The organism is Sedimentitalea todarodis, from assembly GCF_032595355.1.
GTDB classification, from domain to species: Bacteria; Pseudomonadota; Alphaproteobacteria; order Rhodobacterales; family Rhodobacteraceae; genus Sedimentitalea; species Sedimentitalea todarodis.
The window spans coordinates 369056-389805 of record NZ_JASMWN010000003.1 but is presented as its reverse complement, the minus strand read 5'-3'; the positions used below and the strand labels follow the sequence as shown (position 1 = coordinate 389805).

Here is a 20750-nt window from a genome sequence, read left to right as displayed (position 1 = left end):
TGCCGTGTGGATATCCTTCGCAGTCGGGGCGCGGAGATACAACCGCCGCGCCCCTCCTCGTCTGGTGCTGATCAGTCCAGATCGAACCGGTCGGCGTTCATCACCTTGGTCCAGGCTGCGACAAAATCCTTCACGAATTTTGACTGGTTGTCATCCTGGGCATAGACTTCGGCGTAGGAGCGCAGGATCGAGTTCGAGCCGAACACCAGATCCATGCGTGTCGCGGTCCAGTTCGCCGTACCTGTCTTGCGGTCGCGGATTTCGTAGATGCCGTTGTCGACAGGGACCCACACGTTGGCCATGTCTGTCAGGGTCACGAAGAAATCGGTCGTGAGCGCGCCAGGGCGGTTGGTGAAGACGCCATGCTTGGTGCCGCCATGATTGGTGTCCATGGCGCGCATGCCGCCGACCAGTACCGTCATCTCCTTGGCGGTCAGACCCATCAGCTGCGTCCGGTCGAGCATCAGCTCTTCGGGGCTGACGACGTAGTCGGATTTCTGCCAGTTGCGATAGCCATCGGCCAGCGGCTCCAGCGGGTCAAAGCTTTCGGCGTCAGTCATCTCGTCGGTCGCGTCACCACGGCCCGGCGAGAACGGCACCGAAATGTCGGAGCCCGCCGCCTTCGCCGCCTGTTCGACACCGAGATTTCCGGCCAGCACGATGACGTCGGCCAGTGAGGCGCCGGTTTGCGCAGCGATCGGTTCCAGGACCGACAACACACGGGCCAGGCGCTCGGGCTCGTTGCCGACCCAGTCCTTTTGCGGAGCGAGACGGATGCGGGCACCGTTGGCGCCGCCGCGCATGTCCGAACCGCGATAGGTGCGGGCACTGTCCCAGGCGGTAGAGACCATATCCGACAGGCTCAGGCCACTGCCGGCGATCTTGGCCTTGACCGCGTCCACGTCATAGCCCGTCGGGCCCGCCGGGATCGGATCCATCCAGATCAGGTCTTCCTGCGGAACGTCGGGGCCGAGGTAACGGACCTTCGGACCCATGTCGCGGTGGGTGAGCTTGAACCAAGCACGGGCGAAGGTGTCCTTGAAATAGTCGGGATCGGCCATGAACTTTCGGCAGATCTCGTTATAGATCGGGTCCATCTTCATCGCCATGTCGGCGTCGGTCATGATCGGGTTGTTGCGTTTGGACGGATCAGAGGCATCGACCGGCTTATCCTCTTCCCTGATGTCGACCGGCTCCCATTGGTTGGCACCGGCAGGGGATTGTCGCACTTCCCATTCATGGCCGAACAGCATGTCGAAAAAGCCCATGTCAAACTTGGTCGGCTCGGCGGTCCAGGCGCCTTCCAGGCCCGAACTCATGGCATTCGCTGCCTTTCCCTGCAGGTTCGGGTTGATCCATCCCATGCCCTGTGCGTCGACGTCAGCGGCTTCGGGTTCCGCGCCAAGCAAATCTGCGGTGCCGTTGCCATGGGCCTTGCCCACAGTGTGGCCGCCAGCGGTCAGTGCGGCGGTTTCTTCATCATCCATCGCCATCCGCTTGAAGGTTTCGCGGATATGTTCGGCGGTCTTGAGCGGATCGGATTTGCCGTTCACCCCTTCGGGGTTGACGTAGATCAGGCCCATCTGAACGGCGGCAAGTGGATTTTCCATGGTTTCTGGATTGTCGACGTCATCATAGCGGGCGTCGCTGGGGGCCAGCCATTCCTTTTCGGCACCCCAATAGGTGTCGGTCTCTGGATGCCAGATGTCTTCCCGGCCAAAGCCGAAACCGAATGTTTTCAGGCCCATGGAATCATAGGCGATGTTGCCCGCGAGAACGATGAGGTCGGCCCAGCTGATCTTGTTGCCATATTTTTTCTTGATCGGCCAAAGCAGGCGCCGCGCCTTGTCGAGGCTGACGTTGTCCGGCCAGGAATTCAGGGGCGCAAAGCGCTGGTTGCCAGTGCCGCCGCCGCCACGGCCATCAGCCAGACGATAGGTGCCGGCAGCGTGCCAGGCCATGCGGATCATCAGGCCACCGTAGTGCCCCCAATCGGCGGGCCACCACTCCTGGCTCTCGGTCATGAGCGCGGTCAGGTCACCCTTCAGCGCCTCGACATCGAGCGTCTTGACCTCTTCGCGGTAGTTGAAATCCGCGTCCATCGGGTTGGTCTTGGTATCGTGTTGATGCAGGATGTCGAGGTTCAGCGCGTTCGGCCACCAATCCATCACCGACTTGCTGCTTTCGGTATTGCTACCGTGCAAGATCGGGCATTTGCCCGAAGTATCGATATCGTTTCCGTCCATGTCTTAGCTCCCGTTTTGGCTATTCTACCTGGCGTCATGAAACAGGCGTATGTCGGTTCTCTGGCCTCGGCGACGCTGTGCCGGGGCCTTGTCCGATCGGAGTATCGGCGCGACCAAGTGTCGGGCCGGCGAAGGATCGAACATGGGAATAGTGACTCCCCCCTGTTTTCTAGAATCGTTATAACAAGGCGTTGCGATCTATATAAGTTGTATTTTTTCATCGTTGCGATAAATATTTCTTATGAAAAATGTTACGCTCAAACAGTTGCGTTACTTCGAAGCGCTGGCGCTTCATCGGCATTTCGGTCGGGCCGCCGCGTCCTGTTCCATCACCCAACCGGCTTTGTCAGTGCAGATCAAGGAGTTGGAAAACGAACTGGGTGCGGTGTTGTTCGAACGCGCTGCGCGGCAGGTTCGGTTGACCACTCTGGGTGAGGCGTTCCTGTCGCGGGTGCAGGAGGTGCTGCGTGCGGTGGAAGGTCTGGGTGATCTGGCGCGGGCCTCACATTCGGGGATGGTGGGGCGATTGCGGCTTGGGGTGATTCCGACCATAGCTCCCTATCTGCTGCCCACGATCATCGGCAACCTGTCAGCGGCACATGGTGACCTAGACGTGTTCGTGCGCGAAACCATGACCCCAAAGCTGGTGCAGGAACTTCTCGACGGGCGGCTGGATGCGGCAATCGTGGCGTTGCCGATCGGCGAGCCGTCCTTGATCGAGGAGGAGTTGTTCTCGGAGAATTTCGTCCTGATCCGACCGAGTGCGGACGCGGAGAAATCGGTGCCCAACGGCGAAGAACTGCGACGAATGCGTCTGTTGCTGTTGGAGGAGGGGCATTGCTTTCGCGATCAGACCCTGGCGTTCTGCAATATCCAATCTTCGTTGCCGCGCGACGGGCTCGACGGGAGTTCGCTGTCAACCTTGGTGCAGATCGTCGATGCAGGGATGGGAGTCACGCTGATCCCGGATATGGCCGTACCGATTGAAACCCGCGCGGCGTCGGTGTCGATTGTACGTTTCGCAGACCCGCAACCCTCGCGCAGCATCGGGATGATCTGGCGCAAGACCAACCCACTGGGAAAGCAGTTGATGCAGATCGCCGACATCGTCCGCCAATCAGGCGCGCAGATACGGGATGGAGCAGGTCGGTCCAGCACCTGATCGGTCGGCGCGTTGATCGCGATCGGCCCCGTCGTCATCAATTCAGGCATTGCAATGCACGTCGAACGATCTGGTTTGATCGCTGTTGGACCTGCCCATTCTGCAGGCGGATCGAAATTTGATCGGTTGCGTTTGATGCCACCGGATTGACGCCAGAGGCAGAGTGGATGGGCCACCATCGCGCAATCGAAAACGAGACCCGATTGACGGGCTGTCAGAAAACGGTGGATATCGGAGCCGAGCGCCAGGCCATTGGCCCGTTCCAGCAATGCCTTGCGAATACTCGGAAAATTTGGAGATCGAGGCAACTGGCAGCCCGTAGGGGGCTGCCATTTACCCACCAAATCAGATGGTTATTCAAAAGTGGGACAGTCTATTTTCACATGTAACTTCATAGTTTTTCGCGGAGATTGTCCCACCGGAAGACAGCTTGTCAGAGCCAAAATTAAAAATTCTGCGCGAGGAAGCCGACAACGTACGACTCGAAATCTTAGTGCCCTGAAGATTCTGGTGTAGGCAGCTTCCACACAGTAGTGGTGATCGTTCTCCTGACGTCATAAAGGGTGAGATGCAGCATTAGATCGCTAAGCTGAAACAACTGGAGTCATGGCAGAATTGGTTAATTGGTTCCACCATAAAAGCTACGTGATCGCTCAGCCATTCTCGGTCGCCATTTCCAAAGCAGCAACTTTAGTTCCATAATCTACGGCCTGAAGGCATCCCAGATTGTCATTGATCCAATCAAAGAAAGCATCAAGCAGGAACTTCTCTAGGTAGTCATTAGGTAGAGACTTCTGATTTGCATCACTGATCAAGAGCTGAAGTATTCGTACGGCAGCAACGAGCAATGGTTTTCCAAAAACATCTCTCGCCACATCTATAGACTCTGCGCGAGGAGGGTTTATTAGACGAAAGCCAGAAACTTTTGCCTTTTCGGCTTTAACTTTAGATCGAAGTCTAGATCTATCGATCTCTGGCATTCTGTCTTGCCTCTTGACGTGCTTGAAGCAGGATGCAGGTTGTTTTCGATCAAATAACGACGAGTTTGCGGCGACAAGGATCATATCCGCCACAACTAGATGTCGGAATTGACTTATTAGAGACTGCTTGGCAGCATCAATTTTAGTTAGAATTTCTGATGGATCAAAGGTATCCAGCGCAAGCCTTCTAAAAGCGCGCAGTATAACTTCGCTGTTAAATAGTTCATTCTCCCAGCTATAAGTTCGGGTATATATCACATTGCAATTTTGAACCGATAAACCCCAAAAATTCGAATAGTCTCGGTCCATCGCCACGCAAACACTTCTTAAATTTCCATCGGAAATTTCTTTAGCAATTCCTTCAAGTGTTCTACAGCCACCAACTGCTAGGAATTTTATTGAACCGCGATTGCTGAATTGCCCGAAAATTCCTCTCCAGAAGCGGATATCAACAGATTTTTCATAGCCCCGCCCCCCCTCAAGTACTTCTTCTTTGGTGAGTGCATCTCTATCGCCGCCTTCGGTATACACAACCAAATCGACACCTTTTAGAATATGTAAGTTCTGTAGGCCAGACTTAGTTCTGATTAACGTCATTCGATCATCTTTTCCATGTCGATGACGTCATTTGAATAATGACTTATAATGTCTGGCGAATGCGTAGCAAAAATCACCTGACTATTGGGATTGAGCGCTCGCAGATTATCTACTAAGACTTCTTGCCAATCGACATGCAGAGAGAGTTCGGGTTCATCTGCAATATATGTCCACTCAGCATCTTTTTGCAGGAGAGCCTCAGCAAGGATAATGAATAGCTGCTTCTCGCCCGACGATAGTTCTGAGATTTGCATTGTTTTGCCAGACTTTGTATGGAATACCATCTCTCCGGTCGGCAAAACCTCTGCTGTTTTTCGGTGAAACATGGTATCCAGAATCGCAACAAAGGCATCTCTTGGTTTCAGGATTTCCTTTTCTTTCTCAACAACTCCATTCCATTCGCCAATCAGTGAGTGAATTTTGTACGCGTTGATTATCGCTACTAACTCAGCGGGTGTATATGAACTCTTATCCTCCTCATCTTTAATTGATTGCAATCGATCAAAGAACGCGCCTGTATCTCCAAGATACTCATCTTTGGGAATTTTAAAGCGATCAAATATATCAATAAGAGAAGATTTCTCTTCCACAAGATCAATTCCAGACAGGTTGCTATCCAGGGAAAATGAGTTATCACTAGATATAAGTGACCGAAACAGTTTTCTCTGAAAGTCCCGGGTCTGTTGGCTCGCATTCGAAGACAATTCGGAAAAATACCTCTCCAAACGATCCGAAGTTTCTCCAATTTTTCGATCTACATGAGTTTCATTAGACTTTCTGTCTGGACCGGTGCGTACGGTTGACACCCGGTTGATGGAGAGCCAATTCATTTTAATTAAGTCTGCCAACTCCATACGAAGGTCGCGGTGGCCAACTCCAGACGCAATGTGACGTCTGATAATCTTTCCTGTTCTCGGGTCGCGCACCGCTCGAGAGTAGGGGTCTCGTCGGTTAAACGGGTAATATTCCTTTACTTCATCCGCCGGAGTCTTTGCGGAATCTCGTACCTTATAAATAATGGAAGGATAGTGGTCATCTTCGTTGCGTGAGCGCTCTACAGTTACAGATGGTTTTCGTCTCGTAGCTCTGTCAAAAAGTACGATTTCAATCTTTTCAAATGGTAGCCTTTCTAAAGCATCTTCGTCGCATTGAAGAGCTGATGCGAGAATGTCGATTGCAGTAGTCTTTCCTGATCCATTGACGCCCACTAGAAAGTTTACTTCTGGGTTAAATTTTAGGAAGACGCGGTGATTCCCCCAGAAGCCTTCGATTTTTACGCTATCAATTGTCGGCATTGGCGGTTAACTCCGGATAATATTTTTTGCTTTTACTCTTTGTGGCGCGAGTGATCAGCCGAAGTGGTAAGAGTGATCCGCCCCAGAGGTAAGGGTTATCCGCCCCAGTGGTAAGGTCATTTCGACAACCAAGCAACATTTTCCGAGTTCTTTCAAGCGTGTGGCTCTTCCCCGCGCCTTTCCTCGCCCTCCCCGCACCACCCAATGGCCTCCCCCCGCGTCCCTTTTGGGGAGGGGGTGGTTTTCCAGAAGGCAGTACGCAAGTGGCCTGACATTGAATTGTGTGGGTCCGAACGTCGTTTCTGGGGAGGCCGGGGGAGACTTGAGGGAGGGGAAGCCGGGTTTTGGGGAGGGGATATATTCAATAATACTTAAATAAAACAGGTACCTAAGTAATATATTCTATCTACAGGGAAGATAGGGAGGGGTATATAACGCATACGAGAAAAACACCGGTAACAACGTATTTTTAGAGGGCGAGGGTTCAGGCCTCCCTGTCTTCCCCCGTATCCCCCGGCCGCGAAATCGACCGACCCCGATCAGGCGCTTTTGGGTCCTTCCTATAGGTCGCAACGTGGGTATATTCGCGCCCCGTTGTCTGAGGCGCGAACAGTGGCTGGCGGTATGGGCTTTTCGATTGGGGTTGTTGTTGATCGCCCGGAGGGTCCCGCAACTGGTGCTTTAAGTTGCATTCGTTGGCATGTTGGTTGTCACATTCTTGCCCCGAAAGATTTGTGCGCGCCGCGCCGAGGGCTGGGGACTGTCGTGGTCCCAGGCCAGCCGGGGCGCGGGGATACTCGTTTTTGCCTTTAGGTGCTTCCGCTTAAGCAGTTGGAGTAGATAGCCGGGCGCGGGTCCCCCGATCCACGGTTGTCAACTTAGTACCGGACGCGGGATGTGTCAGTCTTGTCGTGTTGGCTGGTGCCGTTCCGCGCCTCCGAGTTCACAACCTTCGAATCCAAAAAAATCTTGACAGGTTGCGAGTCGCTACATCGTTATGGTCCCCAGGAATGGTATAAACAAATCTTGGAGACATTAATGCAACGCGACGAAACTGCTAGGATGTATCCGCTCCTGTCGATCCTCGAAATTCTGCGGGTGACGCCAGCGGCATTTCATCAGCATGTTTACAAGGGTGCTCTCGCCGCCTCTTTGCAAGAAATTACAGAGACGTCGCTGGTCTCTCAAATATCAATCCCAATGCGTGGGACGGGCGTAGTCCGCGAGGGCGGTCGATTTATCACTCTCGAAGGTGCCGTTGGCTTGGGAGTGTTTTTTCGCCTGATTTCAGGTGGCGTTCCATCCGGTCTGGCTCTGCGCATGGCCCAGACGTTCATTTTTCTCGGTGAAACCGGGGATGGGACTCGGGCATTCCAGGCTGGCACACCCCGCCCTGGCGCGGACGTCTTTCCAACCGAGCTTGGCGACACAATCCTTGTGGCAATTTCAGACTCTTTGATCTTGGAAACAGGTGTAGGCGACGGATTCGCATTCGTTCCTGGGTCACATTTTACTGTGGAGCTGCTGGCGGCCTGGCTAGGCGAACAAGAAGCCGACAGTGCATCTGTTTGCCTGGTTAATCTGTCTGAGCTGATCGCGGAAATCCGCGCGGGCGTCGAGGACCTGGCCCCTGTTGTAATCGACGTGGAATACCTGCCCGGCACCCCCGCCGAGGACTGGCCGGACCGTCTGTCCGATCCGGTGGTGGCTTTCCTGTCAGAGCATGTGGACCGAGACCCGCGTGGGCGGACCCCGGCGCTGGATTTCCGTCTGGCGTTTTCCGCCTGGTATGCCCGTTGGAAGGGTGAACCGATTGCGGAACGTGGAAAGCGGGGCCGAGGCGTCAGTTCCGTATTGGGCGAGGCGCTGGCCGATCTTGGCGTCCGAAAAATGAAATCCAACGGAAAACTGACCTTCGCGGGCATCCAATGGCGTGAAATCCCAGCCACGCAAGCTCTGCTATCCGATGCTCTAGGCCGGGAATGATCCGGCACCCTCGTCCTTCCCCGCCGATCCCGAACCCCGAAAGGAACCCCTCCCGTGAACACCGGAACCACCAACCAAAACCCGATCGCTACGGCCCAGCTTGGCCGCGCGCATGTCGTGGCCGCCTGCCTGGCCGTGCTGACTCGTGAAATCTACGGCGCGGGCCTCGAGAAACACGACGCCCTGGACCTATTGCGGGACGCGCCGGACAAGATTGACGCCGCCTTGACGCGCGGCCCTGGCGCGCTGGTGGTTTACCGCCTTGACCGTCGCGGGGCGCGGGGTGTGGTCAGTGACAGCGAGTCCCGCCTGGAGCATTTCACGGCCGCCGCAGAACAAGAGGGCGCGACGCTTTTTGGCTTCTGTCCTGGCGCGATTGCTGAGCTGGCCGCCCATATCGACGCGGGCGCGGCGGCCCTGAAAAAGGACGCGTGAGCCATGAAACATGAGCGGTTTGCAGATTTGAACAGTCCCGCCTTCGGCCCGCAGGTTGCGGCGGAGGTGAAGGTGGAGGACGGGGACCGGACGGTCCTTCTGTCCTTCTCGAGCGAAATTCCGGTCCTGCGGGACACCCCCATGGGACCGGCCTTTGAGGTTCTGGGGCATGATCCAGGCGAGGTTGACCTGTCACGGCTCAACAGCGGATCGGCCCCAGTCCTCAAAGATCACCGGCGCAACGTGGACTCGATGGTTGGGACGGTTGTTTCCGCCCAGATCGAGGGTCGCCGGGGCCGCGCGCTTGTGCGGCTTGCGGACACGATAGAAGGCAACTCAATGCTAACCCGCGTGAAGGCGGGTGAAGTGCAGTCGGTATCGGTGGGTTACGCCGTCCATGAGTTGAAACCAGCGGGCGAACAGAACGGCTATCCCGTTTTGCGCGCCACAAAATGGGAAGCGGTCGAGGTTTCACTCGTCGCGGTCCCGGCGGACCCCACGGTCGGGGTCGGTCGGTCGCTGTCGGGCGGTTCTTCCGCGTCCATCCCTCACATTCCGAAAGGTTCAAACATGACAACTCCCACCACCGAAACGACGCAATACCAGCCCGCCCAGGCGGCCGGTTCCGTCAGCGCCGAACGCCGCCGCGCGTCGGACATTTCGATCATTGGCCGCAAGTTCAACATGCCCGCCGAGGACATCGGAACCGCCATTGCGGACGGCCTGTCCGTGGACGCATTCCAGCGGTCGATTCTGGACAGCATGGAATCCGACACCTCTACGGCAACACGGAGCCGCATGGGCCTACCCGCAATCGCGGCGGCCGAACGGTCCTATTCGCTGTCCCGTGTCGCCCATGCTCAAGTTACGAATGACTGGTCCGAGGCCGGTTTCGAGCTGGAAGTGTCCCAAGAGCTGAAACGCCAGATCGGCCGCAGCGCCTCGGGGACCTACGTTCCGACGGCCGCCTTGGCCGGGCGCGCCCTGGTCACGTCCACAACCGCGCCGTCGCTGATCGGCACCCAGCAGATGCACGATGCCTTTGTCGAGGTCCTGAAACCCCAGGTGCGGGTCATGGAGCTGGGCGCAACCGTTCTGCCGGGCCTGGTCGAAAACGTGTCGATCCCGCGCCAGACGGCCGGGTGTTCCGCCGAGTGGATCGCGGAAAACAGCGAGGCGTCGGAATCGTCGCCCGGTTTCGATGCGGTGACGCTGACCATGCACCAGCTGTCGGCGCATACGCGGATTTCCCGTCGCCAGCTCAAGCAAAGCCTGCCCGCCGTGGACCAGATCCTCACGAATGACCTGCGCGCCCAGATCGCGGTTGCCCTGGACAAGGCAGCGATTGCCGGGACCGGCGTTGCGCCTCAGCCAACCGGCATCCTGAACTTGCCTGGCATCGGGGACGTGGAAATGGGGGCGGACGGCGACTTCGTGACCTGGGCCAAGCTCATGGAACTGGTCAGCACCGTGGAGTCGGCCAACGTCGATCCCATGTCCCTGGGCTTCCTGTCCAATCTCAAGGTCAAGGGCCACCTCATGTCCACGCCGCGTATCTCGGGGACCGATACCATGATGCTGGACCCGGACGCGGCCGCCACGGCTGAGGACCTGCGCCTGGCCGGTTACAAGGTCCGCTTCTCGGGGAACGTGCCGTCTGACCTCACCAAGGGCGCGGGGACGAACCTGTCGGCCGTGATCTTCGGGGCTTGGGCCGACCTTCTGATCGGCCAGTGGGGCGGTATCGACCTGATTGTGGACGATGTGACGGAGGCCGCGAAAGGCAACGTCCGCTTGGTGGCGCATTCCGAATGGGACATTGCCGCCCGCCATGCGGAGTCCTTCGCGGCGATCCAGGACGCTCAGACTGCCTAAGAGCTAAGTCGCCATAAGACTGCACCACGCCGCAGCGGCGCTGCCCGTCCCCTTCAACGCCTGAACCGGGGCGGGCTATCCTTCCAACTCTTTGCGTCTGAGGTCCCATGCTGCAATCCGCGACCAAACACGACACTAACGCGGTGCCTCTGCCGACTCGGCGAGGCCTGTCGAGGGTTGAGGCGGCGGAATACATAGGCGTTGGCGCGTCTAAATTTGACGCGATGGTGGGGGACGGGCGTATGCCCAAGCCCAAGAAAATCGACGGAAGGCGCGTCTGGGACGTCCGTTCACTGGACCGATCATTTGATGCTTTACCTGGTGGTGACGACTCGGACTACAATCCTTGGGATGAGTAGATGACCGAGGAGACCATGAAATTTAGATTGAGATATGTTGTCGAGGATACAGACCGGCACGGAAACGTGCGGCTCTACTATCGACGCCACGGCCGGAAAGTGCGCTTGCGCGGCCCGACCGGATCACCGGAATTCCTGACCGACTACCGCCGCGCTGCGGCCGGTCCAAAGGAACCCAAGTCAACAACCAAACGGACAGGTCGCGTGAAGCCTGACACGTTCCATTGGCTCTGCACCCAATACTACAAGTCGTCTATGTGGGCCGGGCTGGACCCAAAGACTCAAAAGACCAGGCGCGCGATCCTCGAGCGTTTTGCGCTTCACAACGGCAATGGCGACAAACCGTTTCGGATGATGTTGGCGCGCCATATCCGTAAGCGTCGGGATGAAATGATGGCAACGCCAGAGGCGGCCAACAGCATGGTCAAAGTGCTACGCCAACTCTTTCGCTTCGCCGTCACCTATGACCTAGCCGACACGAATCCTGCCAAGGACGTGGAGCTTCTGAAATCGAACCCAGATGGCTACCACTCGTGGACCCTGTCCGAGATAGAGAAGTTCGAGGAAACTCATCCAGAAGGCAGCACAGCGCGCCTGGCTCTGGCTCTGGCGCTCTACACAGGTCAACGCCGGTCTGACCTAGTTTTGTTCGGGAAACAGCACGTCCAGAAGGGCTGGCTCGTATTTACGCAACAGAAGGGTAAAGGCCGAAATCCGGTCCGCTTGGAAATCCCGATTGTGCCAGAGCTGGATCGGATCATCGAGGCAAGTGAGACGGGCGACTTAGCCTTCCTCGTTAACGCCTATGGACGGCCGTTCACGAATGCTGGTTTCGGCAATCGGTTTCGAAAGTGGTGCGACGATGCAGGTTTGAAGCATTGTTCGGTTCACGGGCTCCGAAAGGCGGCCGCTGCGCGCCTGGCCGAGCTGGGATGTACCGAGTTCGAAATCATGGCGATCACGGGCCACCAGACCTCGAAAGAGGTCACACGATACACTAAGGCGGCTAGCCAAAAAGTGCGCGCCCAGGCGGCCTCTCAGAAGATGCGCGCCGGACAGAGTTAGAACAAAAGTGTCCCACTTTCCGCCCCCATTCGAAACGGTGGGACAGAACCGACGCTTAGCGCTCTGATATGTAAAGAAGAAAAATGAAAGTGGCAGCCCGTAGGGGAATCGAACCCCTCTTTCCAGGTTGAAAACCTGGCGTCCTAACCGATAGACGAACGGGCCAGCGTTGGTGCCGGTTCATTAGGCAATCGCTTTCGGGGGCGCAAGTAGAAAAATACGGTAACCGGCAAGAAAGTGATCCGGACGCGAGGCTAGGTGGATTGTGATGGCGCGGCGTCGTCGAGCCGGAGTTGCGGCGTCTTTCGGCCCCGCCAGCTGTTGATTTCGAGTCGCCCGGCAGCGTGAAAACGAGCGCCCCCGTGTTCCACCATGCGTTGGCCCAGCGGCGTATCAAAGGCGCCAAAGGCAATCGCGTCCAGCGACCCGCCCATGCCGTCATTGAGAGATAGTTTCAGATGCGCTTCGCCGACGCGCCGGGCATGTCGCACCTGCAGATCGGGCAGCGCAAACCGCGGGGCGGATGCGCCCGCGCCGAATGGGCCGGCCTGTTCGATCTGCTCGATCAACTCGATCGTCACGGCCTTGGGCATCAGAACACCATCCAGCCGCAAATCGGCGGGGCCGACCGTACCTGCGCCCTGGCGGGCGAGGAGATCGGACAGTCGATCCATCGCCTCTGGCAGGCGATCTCGCGCGACGGTGAGACCGGCGGCCATCTTGTGGCCACCTCCCTTGATCAACAGCCCTTCGGTGGCGAGCCGCTGGATTGCGGCGCCCAGATCAACGCCGGCAACGGAGCGGCCGGATCCTTTGCCTTCGTCCCCGTCCAGACCGATCACGATTGCCGGTCGGTTGGCCGCATCCTTGAGACGCGACGCGACAATTCCCACGACGCCGGGATGCCAGCCTTCGCCGGCGGCCCAGACCAGCGGGGCGTCCAATCCGCGGTTCTCGGCCTGCTCCAGCGCCGCCGCACGCACCGCGCCTTCGATGTCTCGGCGCTCGGTGTTGAGCAGGTCCAGTTGTTCTGCCAGCGCTTCGGCCTCGGTGGTGGAATCGGTCGCGAGCAGGCGCGCTCCGAGATCTGCTTTGCCGATGCGTCCGCCTGCATTGACCCGGGGTCCGAGCAGGAAACCGAGATGATAGCTGCTGGGCGCGGACTCCATGCGCGAGACATCAGACAACGCCACCAGACCCGGCCGTTCACGGCGGGCCATCACGCTCAGCCCTTGCCGCACCAGTGCCCGGTTGGCACCGATCAGAGGGGCAACATCGGCGACGGTGGCCAATGCGACCAGATCGAGCAGGGCCATCAGGTCGGGACCGGGGGGCATCTTTGCCTCGCGCATCTGTCGTGCGGTTTCCACCAGCATGAGAAACACGACACCGGCAGCGCAGAGATAGCCGAGATCGCCAGTTTCGTCCTGTCGGTTCGGGTTCACCACAGCCAGCGCCGGGGGTAGGGTTTCGCCGCCGAGGTGATGGTCCAGAACGATGACATCAGCGTCCCTGGCGGCCTCTATCGCTGCGTGCGAAAGCGTGCCGCAATCGACACAGATGACGAGGTCGTGCGCGGCGGCAAGCTGTGTCATGGCCGGGACGTTTGGGCCATAGCCTTCGTCGATGCGATCCGGAATGTAGAGCGTGGCATTCAGCCCCATATCCCGCAGCCAGACGATGAGGAGGGCCGCTGAACTGCCGCCATCCACGTCATAGTCTGCAAACACCGCGATGCGCTGGCGTTTGGCGACCGCCTCAAGGAACCGGGCGGATGCGGTCTGCATATCGCGCAGGCTGCGCGGGTCGGGCAAGAGATCCCGCAGGCGAGGAGAGAGAAACGCCTCGGCCTCGGCGGCGGGCACGCCCCGCCGGGTCAACACCTGACACACGGCCCGGGGCAGGGCCGTACCCTGCATCATCGCATCGGTGGCGCGTTCGGTTTCGGCATCCGGCCCGATCCAGCGACGCCCGGTCAGTGAGGACTCGATGTCGAGAAATGCCAAAACGGGCCTCTATCGCTGGGGTGTTCAGATCACCCGGAGGGCGGCAGGCGCGTCTCCGGGTGCATGATGTTCCGGTACTAGACTGGGGTCCGGTATTCCATGCGGCGCACGGATCCGGTCTTTGATCGCATCAAGAGGGTCTGGGTGGTCAGCCAGCCCGGCTCGCGCTTGATACCTGTCAGCAAGGTGCCGCCGGTGACGCCGGTGGCCGCAAAGATCACGTCCTGTTGAGCCATCTCATCGCGGGTATAGATCTTGTCGAGATCGCTGATTCCGGCCTTGGCGGCGCGGCCTTTCTCGTCGTCGTTGCGGAACAGCAGGCGGCCCTGAATCTGCCCACCCATACATTTCAGCGCAGCAGCGGCAAGAACGCCCTCGGGTGCGCCGCCCTGGCCCATATACATGTCAATGCCGGTCTTCTGTGCCTCGGCGCAATGCATGACGCCAGCCACATCACCATCGGTAATCAGCCGGATCGATGCCCCGGTGCTGCGAACCTCGGCGATCATTTCCTCATGGCGGGGCCGCTCCAGAATGCAGACGGTGATATCGGCAGGCCCACAGCCCTTTTCGGTGGCCAGCGCCGAGACCCTTGTGGCGGGCGGCATGTCGAGGCTCACCAGACCTTCGGAATAGCCGGGCCCGATGGCCAGCTTGTCCATGTAGACGTCCGGGGCGTGTAGCATCGAGCCACGCGGTCCCATGGCGATCACGGTCAGCGCGTTCGGCATGTCCTTGGCTGTGAGCGTGGTTCCTTCGAGAGGATCCAGTGCGATGTCGACGCCCGGGCCGTTGCCGGTGCCGACCTCTTCACCGATGTACAGCATCGGTGCCTCGTCACGTTCACCTTCACCGATGACCACGACTCCGGCGATGTCCAGCAGGTTCAGCTGTTCGCGCATGGCGTTGACGGCAGCCTGATCCGCAGCCTTTTCATCACCCCGCCCGATCAGGGATGCCGAAGCAAGTGCGGCCTGTTCGGCAACGCGGGCAAGGCCCAAAGACAACATGCGATCGTGGAATTCATTGGTTTCGGTCATGAAAAGCTCCTGTTTCGGGCAATGTTCAATATGATATCATACACTCTCGATGCGCAGCGCAACCGGCGGAGATGCGATGACATCGGTTTTTTCCATTTCGGCCAGTGCCTCGTCCAGCGCCGCGCGGGTCGTCTTGTGCGTGACGAACAGGACCGGTGCCGTCGAGTCAGAGTGACCATACTGGCGCATTCTGTCGATGGATACGCCCGCATTGCCGAGAATTGTCGCAATCTTGGCCAGCGCGCCGGGTTTGTCGAGCAGCGCCATGCGCAAATAGTAGGGCGCGGGCAGAACGGCGCGCGCGGATGGTGCGTCCATGAGGGTGGTGGCGGGCTGACCAAATGTCGGCAGCCGGAAGCCGCGCGCCAGATCGCAGACATCGCCCATGACCGCGCTTGCGGTGGGGCCTTCGCCGGCGCCGGGACCGCGCAGCACGATCTGTTCAACCGCGTTGCCCTCGATGACGATCATGTTGGTGCCGCCTTCGAGTTGGCCGAGCGGCGACGTGTCCGGCACGAGGCAGGGTTGCATGCGTTGTTCCAGGCCGCGCCCCGTGCGCTGTGCAACACCCAAGAGCTTGATGCGATAGCCCATGTCGGCAGCCTGACGGATATCGTCGATGGTGATCCGGTGAATGCCCTCCAGCTCGATCCCGTTGAAATCCGGTTTGGTGCCAAATGCGATGGAAGAGAGCAGTGCCAGTTTGTGACCGGCGTCGATGCCGCCGACATCCAAGTTCGGGTCAGCTTCGAGATAGCCGAGGTCGCTGGCTTCCTGAAACACTTTGTCATAGGGCAGTCCGGCATTCTCCATACGGGTCAGGATGTAATTACAGGTGCCGTTCATGACACCCATCACACGGGTGATTTCGTTTGCGGCGAGGCCTTCGGTCAAGGCCTTGATCACCGGGATGCCACCGGCAACGGCGGCTTCGAACCGGATCATCCGACCGGCAGCTTCGGCGCGCTCGGCGAGCGCCTGACCATGGATGGCCAGCATCGCCTTGTTGGCGGTGACGACATCCTTGCCCGCATCGATTGCCGCTTCGGTTGCATCCTTGGCCGGGCCATCGGTGCCGCCCATCAGTTCAACGAAGACATCCACGTCTTCGCGTTTGGCCAGCGCAACCGGATCGCTTTCCCAGTCATAGCTGCCCAGGTTGACACCACGGTCCTTGTCCGCGTCCCGCGCGGACACGGCGGCGATCTGAATGTCGCGCCCGGTGCGCGCAGACAACAGCGCCGCCTGGCTGCGTACAATCCTGACCACGCCCACACCAACGGTGCCCAAACCGGCTACTCCAAGCCGCAAAGGTGCTGTCATGAAGCTGTCCCTTATTCCTGTTGCTGGCTGTGCCTTAGCGGGTTCGATGCAGGGGCGCAACGCGTCACATGCCGTTGCCTAACTCTCCACCCCGACGCGCATGCGCGCCTCGGTTTCCTCGTCGACGACCGCGACACCGTTCAACCTGCGCGCTCGGTCCCGCAAGGCATCCCGGCGGCCTTCCAGGCCCTGCCGCACATCTTCGCTGCGTTCTTGCGGGTCGGGCAGGGGCACCAGCAGCGTCTCGATGGGCGCAAGCGCCGGATAGTCAGCACTCTCAAGGCGCGCAGGTACAGTGCCGTCCAGTTGTGGGATTTGCGCGCAGGCCGCCAACAACAGGAGCGGGCCAATCACCCGCACCCAGGCCTTGGGTCCTCTGGACTGTGATGACATCGGCACCTCTTGCGTCGCGATCTGGCCTTTGTGATGCCTGTTTGAAGGTCGCAGTGCAAGCAGGGGTTTTATCTGAACATATGTTCAGATAGCATCCCCGACATGGCTCGTACAACCGGTTCCCACTCCGATATCACTGGTCCGCGCATTCGCGACGTCGCGATGCGCCTTTTTGCTCAACACGGCTATGCGGCCGTTTCGATGCGCCAGATTGCCTCCGACGTCGGGGTGCAGGCCGGAGCTCTCTATAACTATACGCCCGATAAGCAAAGCCTTCTGTTCGGCCTGATGCAGGGACATATGGAAGACCTGCTCGCCGCACGGGCGGCGCGGGACGTGCCCGAGGATTCGCTTGCCCAGCTTGAGGATTTTACCCGCTTTCACATCGCGTTCCACATGGAGCGGGCAGATGCGGTCTTTGTCTCCTATATGGAACTGCGCAGTCTTTCTGACGAGAATTTCGCCACCATCGAAACCTTGCGTCGGCGGTATGAAGATGAACTTGAACAAATCCTGCGGCAGGGCGTTTGCACCGGTGTGTTTTCCGTGCCTGATACCAAGATCGCGACCCTGGCGCTGATCGCCATGCTGACAGGGGTGAACACCTGGTACCGGACCGGTGGCCGGCTGTCGGTCGAGGAGGTCGAAACTATCTATTGGGACATGGTTCGCAAAGCGGTTGCGCCCTGAGCAAAGGTTCTGGGCGCAACCGCTGTTTCTATGATCATAAACGTCCCTAGTGCGCCGGCTGAACAAACATGCCGTTGCGCAGATCCTGCATGGCCTGCCTCAATTCCGCCTGCGTGTTCATGACAATCGGGCCGTGCCAGGCGACGGGTTCATCAATCGGAGCGCCCGAGATCAGCAGAAACCGGACACCTTCGGGGCCCGCCTGAACGGTGATCTCGTCGCCGGCGCCGAACCGGACGAGGGTTCGATCACCGGACAGATCTCGGATATTGACCTCTTGCCCGGCCACTTCCTTTTCCAGCAAGACGCCTGTCGGGGCCGACGCATCGGCAAAGGCCGCAGCCCCTTCGAACACATAGGCAAACGCCCGGCGGTAGGTGTCGATGCGAAATGTCCTGCGCACACCTGCCGGCACCGACACATCAAGATATTGCGGGTCGGCGGCAATGCCATCAACCGGCCCAGACCTGCCCCAGAATTCACCCACGATGACCCGGACACGGGTGCCATCGTCGTCGATCACCTCCGGGATTTCCGCAGCACTCACGTCCTGATACCGGGGCGCGGTCATTTTCTGCGCTGAGGGCAAATTCCCCCAGAGCTGGAACCCGTGCATTTGCCCGGAAGCATTCCCGTGTGGCATTTCCTGGTGCATGATTCCCGAACCGGCGGTCATCCATTGCACGTCGCCAGCCCCCAGTGTTCCGCTGTTGCCGAGTGAATCGCCGTGGTCGACACTGCCGGACAGCACGTAGGTGATGGTTTCGATCCCGCGATGCGGATGCCACGGAAAACCCTTGATAAAATCCTCGGGCCGATCATTGCGGAAATCATCAAACAACAGGAACGGGTCGAGTTCGGTCGGATCCTGGAACCCGAAGGCACGGTGCAGCTTTACGCCTGCGCCTTCCATGGTAGGTATCGCCTTGCGGGTTTCGAGCGTTGGTCTGAGGGACATGGTTCTGCCTCCTGCGCTGAGTTTCACTCATCCTAATTTAGGTGTGATGCGGGGGTCCGCAATTATTGCTACCAAACCAAAGCTGTGCATCCGCGCGCAGACAGTCAGCGGTGGGCGACCCGCCTCGTCCGATGACATTTCAGGAAATTCTTGGTCGCAAATGGATCAGACCGGGACATCCTGACAGGTGAGGCTCAGAAAAATTCTCAGGGGAGTCTGTATCATGCGCGTTGGGTTTGTCGGGTTGGGGAATGTCGGTGGCAAGCTGTCCGGGAGCCTGCTGCGCAATGGAATCGACCTGTGGGTTCACGATCTGGATGCTGATCTTGTCACCGCCTTCGTCGCACGTGGCGCGGTCGCGGGCGGCAATCCTGCGGCCATGATGCGGGATTGCGATGTGGTAATCACCTGCCTGCCAAGCCCGGCAGCGAGCGACGCGGTGATGTCCGAAATGCTGGAGGAGGTCGTGGCGGGCAAGGTCTGGATGGAGATGTCTACCACCGACGAAGCAGAGGTCAGACGGTTGGGCGAGGCCGTACGGGCGCGGGGCGGGGCAGCAGTGGATTGCCCGGTTTCTGGCGGGTGCCACCGCGCCGACAGCGGCAACATCAGCATCTTTGCCGGGTGCGACCGACCGACGTTTGAGCGCGTGCTGCCCTTGCTGACCACGATGGGGCGGCGGGTTCTGCATACCGGGGATTTGGGCAGCGCCAGCATTCTCAAGGTCGTGACCAACTATCTCGCCACCGCCAATCTGGTCAGCTGTGCCGAGGCGCTGGTTGTGTCCAAGGCCGCCGGCATGGATCTGAGCGTGGCCTACGAGGCGATCCGGATCAGCTCGGGGACAAGTTTCGTGCATGAAACCGAAAGCCAGGTGATCCTGAACGGCAGCCGCGATATCTCGTTCACAATGGATCTCGTGGCCAAGGACATCGGCCTGTTTCAGCTGGTGGCCGACCGTTCGGGCGTGCCATTGGACATCAGCCCGAAACTGATCGACATTTTTGCCGATGGCATCGAGCGCTTTGGGCCACGCGAGCTCTCTCCCAATATCATCCGGCGTCTGGAAGAGGCCACGGGGCTGGATATCCGGGCACCCGGTTTCCCGGCCGAGATGGTCGATGACGAACCCGAGGAACCCGGCGCAGAAGTCATCATTTTGCGCGAGGGTTAGAGACTGTCTGTACATGCAGTGTCTGACTGCGATATGCGCAGGTTGATGCAACCGCCGGGAGGGCTCGATGCAAACGGACGTTATCGCAGTTGTGGAGGCCAGCGCGTTTCGGCGCTGGATGGCTGTGGCGACGCTGGGCGGGGTGGCCGTGCTCCTGATCTATTCCGGTGCCACGACAGGCACCTCGGCGATCTTGCGGACCTGTGCCATTGTTCTTGGCGTCTTTTCCCTGGTCATTGCCCTGCGGCTTTATCAGGCGACGCTGCATCGTATTGAACTCACCAGCGAAGGATTGCGCGACAGCAGTGGGGTCTCCATCGCCCGCCTAGACGAAATCCTGTCTATGGACAGGGGGTTTCTTGCCTTCAAACCGTCAAACGGTTTTGTTGTGCGAACCCATGTGCCAACTGTGAAAACCTGGCGACCGGGCCTGTGGTGGCGGTTTGGTCGCCATGTTGGCGTGGGCGGTGTTATTCCGGCACATCAGGCTCGTTTCATGGCGGATCGCCTTGCCGAACAACTCGCCGCGCGCCGCTGATCGCGGCCATCGGCGTAAGGCATAATAATTCGGATGGCAATGCTGGCCGCGGGGAGCGGTCTCAGCCGAGACTGCTTTGGCCGTTCCACTTGATCTGGTCAACGAACCGGGGCCGGGTGAACACGAAATTCTCCAGCTTGGTCTCGTCCATGCCGATCCTGAACAGTGGCGTGAACGTGTTTTCCGTTTCTACAAGGATGACAATTTCATTGTCCGGCATCGTCGGGAGCTTGCCTGCGAACTGGCTGATCGTTGCGTCGTTCAACGCGTCGGGAAAGCCGCGGTTTGCCGACCAGTTGACATAGTAGCGATTGTCGGGTTCATCCCAGCGGACGACGGAGATGCGCAAAGCGATGTCGCTCGGCGTGTGAGTCATCAAACCAAAGAGCTCGTACATGCTGTCGACATAGGCATCGTTGATATCGGTCGTTTCCCGGGAAATCAGATCGCTGATCGTATAGGCTGCTTTCAGATTTGCGGTGCTTTGATGATAGCCATCAAAATAGACGTAGGATGCCATGAACGCCCAGAACACAAAGGGCATCGCAAGGATGAATTCCACCGTCACGCTGCCACGTGTGTCATTCCAGAAAGTGGCGAGAAGGGTGCGCAGTCTTGCAGGTCGCAT

17 protein-coding genes and 1 tRNA gene are annotated in these 20750 nt (G+C 58.8%); 8 read left to right on the top strand and 10 right to left on the bottom strand.

The window, feature by feature from the left end; genetic code table 11:
- Nucleotides 1-71: 71 nt before the first annotated feature.
- Complete coding sequence (gene katG, locus QO231_RS06660; RefSeq protein ID WP_316774508.1) at nt 72-2246, bottom strand: catalase/peroxidase HPI; 2175 nt, start codon at nt 2244-2246, stop codon at nt 72-74.
- A 241-nt stretch (nt 2247-2487) separates the two neighbouring features.
- Between katG and QO231_RS06655 the strand changes: the two genes are divergently transcribed.
- Nucleotides 2488-3408 (top strand): hydrogen peroxide-inducible genes activator, encoded by a 921-nt coding sequence (locus QO231_RS06655; protein WP_316774506.1) that lies wholly within the window; start codon nt 2488-2490, stop codon nt 3406-3408.
- 653 nt (nt 3409-4061) lie between these two features.
- Here the strand turns inward: QO231_RS06655 and QO231_RS06650 are convergent.
- Together QO231_RS06650 and QO231_RS06645 are read right to left on the bottom strand one after the other, a co-directional pair.
- A complete protein-coding gene (locus tag QO231_RS06650) occupies nt 4062-4985 on the bottom strand; it encodes a DUF4435 domain-containing protein (RefSeq protein WP_316774504.1) in 924 nt (307 codons plus the stop codon).
- Nucleotides 4982-6280, bottom strand: coding sequence for an AAA family ATPase (locus tag QO231_RS06645; protein ID WP_316774502.1), 1299 nt, complete (start codon nt 6278-6280; stop codon nt 4982-4984). The genes QO231_RS06650 and QO231_RS06645 overlap by 4 nt, the downstream gene beginning before the upstream one ends.
- Before the next feature lie 906 nt (nt 6281-7186).
- Here QO231_RS06645 and QO231_RS06640 point away from each other — a divergent pair.
- From QO231_RS06640 to QO231_RS06625, 4 genes are all read left to right on the top strand, one after another.
- A complete protein-coding gene (locus tag QO231_RS06640; RefSeq protein ID WP_316774499.1) occupies nt 7187-8266 on the top strand; it encodes a hypothetical protein in 1080 nt (359 codons plus the stop codon).
- Between the two features lie 54 nt (nt 8267-8320).
- Nucleotides 8321-8701, top strand: a complete 381-nt coding sequence (locus tag QO231_RS06635) for a hypothetical protein (RefSeq protein WP_316774497.1) — start codon at nt 8321-8323, stop codon at nt 8699-8701.
- 3 nt (nt 8702-8704) lie between these two features.
- Nucleotides 8705-10576, top strand: a complete 1872-nt coding sequence (locus QO231_RS06630) for a phage major capsid protein (protein WP_316774495.1) — start codon at nt 8705-8707, stop codon at nt 10574-10576.
- A 359-nt stretch (nt 10577-10935) separates the two neighbouring features.
- Complete coding sequence (locus tag QO231_RS06625) at nt 10936-12000, top strand: tyrosine-type recombinase/integrase (RefSeq protein WP_316774493.1); 1065 nt, start codon at nt 10936-10938, stop codon at nt 11998-12000.
- Between the two features lie 90 nt (nt 12001-12090).
- Here the strand turns inward: QO231_RS06625 and QO231_RS06620 are convergent.
- The 5 genes from QO231_RS06620 to QO231_RS06600 all read right to left on the bottom strand — a co-directional run bounded on the left by QO231_RS06620 (nt 12091) and on the right by QO231_RS06600 (nt 16762).
- Nucleotides 12091-12165: transfer RNA gene (locus tag QO231_RS06620), tRNA-Glu, on the bottom strand.
- 89 nt (nt 12166-12254) lie between these two features.
- A complete protein-coding gene (gene recJ, locus QO231_RS06615; protein ID WP_316774490.1) occupies nt 12255-14006 on the bottom strand; it encodes a single-stranded-DNA-specific exonuclease RecJ in 1752 nt (583 codons plus the stop codon).
- Nucleotides 14007-14083: 77 nt separating this feature from the next.
- Entirely contained in the window at nt 14084-15046 is a 963-nt protein-coding gene (glpX, locus tag QO231_RS06610) for a class II fructose-bisphosphatase (RefSeq protein WP_316774488.1), read from the bottom strand.
- A gap of 36 nt (nt 15047-15082) precedes the next feature.
- Nucleotides 15083-16369, bottom strand: a complete 1287-nt coding sequence (locus QO231_RS06605) for a homoserine dehydrogenase (protein WP_316774487.1) — start codon at nt 16367-16369, stop codon at nt 15083-15085.
- A gap of 78 nt (nt 16370-16447) precedes the next feature.
- Nucleotides 16448-16762, bottom strand: a complete 315-nt coding sequence (locus tag QO231_RS06600; RefSeq protein ID WP_316774486.1) for a hypothetical protein — start codon at nt 16760-16762, stop codon at nt 16448-16450.
- Between the two features lie 102 nt (nt 16763-16864).
- Here QO231_RS06600 and QO231_RS06595 point away from each other — a divergent pair, with 102 nt between their 5' ends.
- Nucleotides 16865-17452 (top strand): TetR/AcrR family transcriptional regulator, encoded by a 588-nt coding sequence (locus tag QO231_RS06595; protein WP_316774484.1) that lies wholly within the window; start codon nt 16865-16867, stop codon nt 17450-17452.
- 46 nt (nt 17453-17498) lie between these two features.
- On the opposite strand, the gene QO231_RS06590 is transcribed toward QO231_RS06595, so the two are convergent.
- Nucleotides 17499-18410 carry a pirin family protein gene (locus QO231_RS06590; protein WP_316774483.1) on the bottom strand — a complete coding sequence of 304 codons (912 nt, stop codon included), beginning with the start codon at nt 18408-18410 and terminating at the stop codon, nt 17499-17501.
- A 223-nt stretch (nt 18411-18633) separates the two neighbouring features.
- On the opposite strand from QO231_RS06590, the gene QO231_RS06585 reads away from it, so the two are divergent.
- Together QO231_RS06585 and QO231_RS06580 are read left to right on the top strand one after the other, a co-directional pair.
- Nucleotides 18634-19584, top strand: a complete 951-nt coding sequence (locus QO231_RS06585; RefSeq protein WP_316774480.1) for an NAD(P)-dependent oxidoreductase — start codon at nt 18634-18636, stop codon at nt 19582-19584.
- A 67-nt stretch (nt 19585-19651) separates the two neighbouring features.
- Nucleotides 19652-20122: a hypothetical protein gene (locus tag QO231_RS06580; protein WP_316774478.1), complete on the top strand. Its 471-nt coding sequence runs from the start codon at nt 19652-19654 to the stop codon at nt 20120-20122.
- Nucleotides 20123-20183: 61 nt separating this feature from the next.
- On the opposite strand, the gene QO231_RS06575 is transcribed toward QO231_RS06580, so the two are convergent.
- The gene (locus QO231_RS06575) at nt 20184-20750 is read right to left on the bottom strand and encodes a TadE/TadG family type IV pilus assembly protein (protein WP_316774476.1); all 567 of its coding nucleotides are present in this window, start codon (nt 20748-20750) and stop codon (nt 20184-20186) included.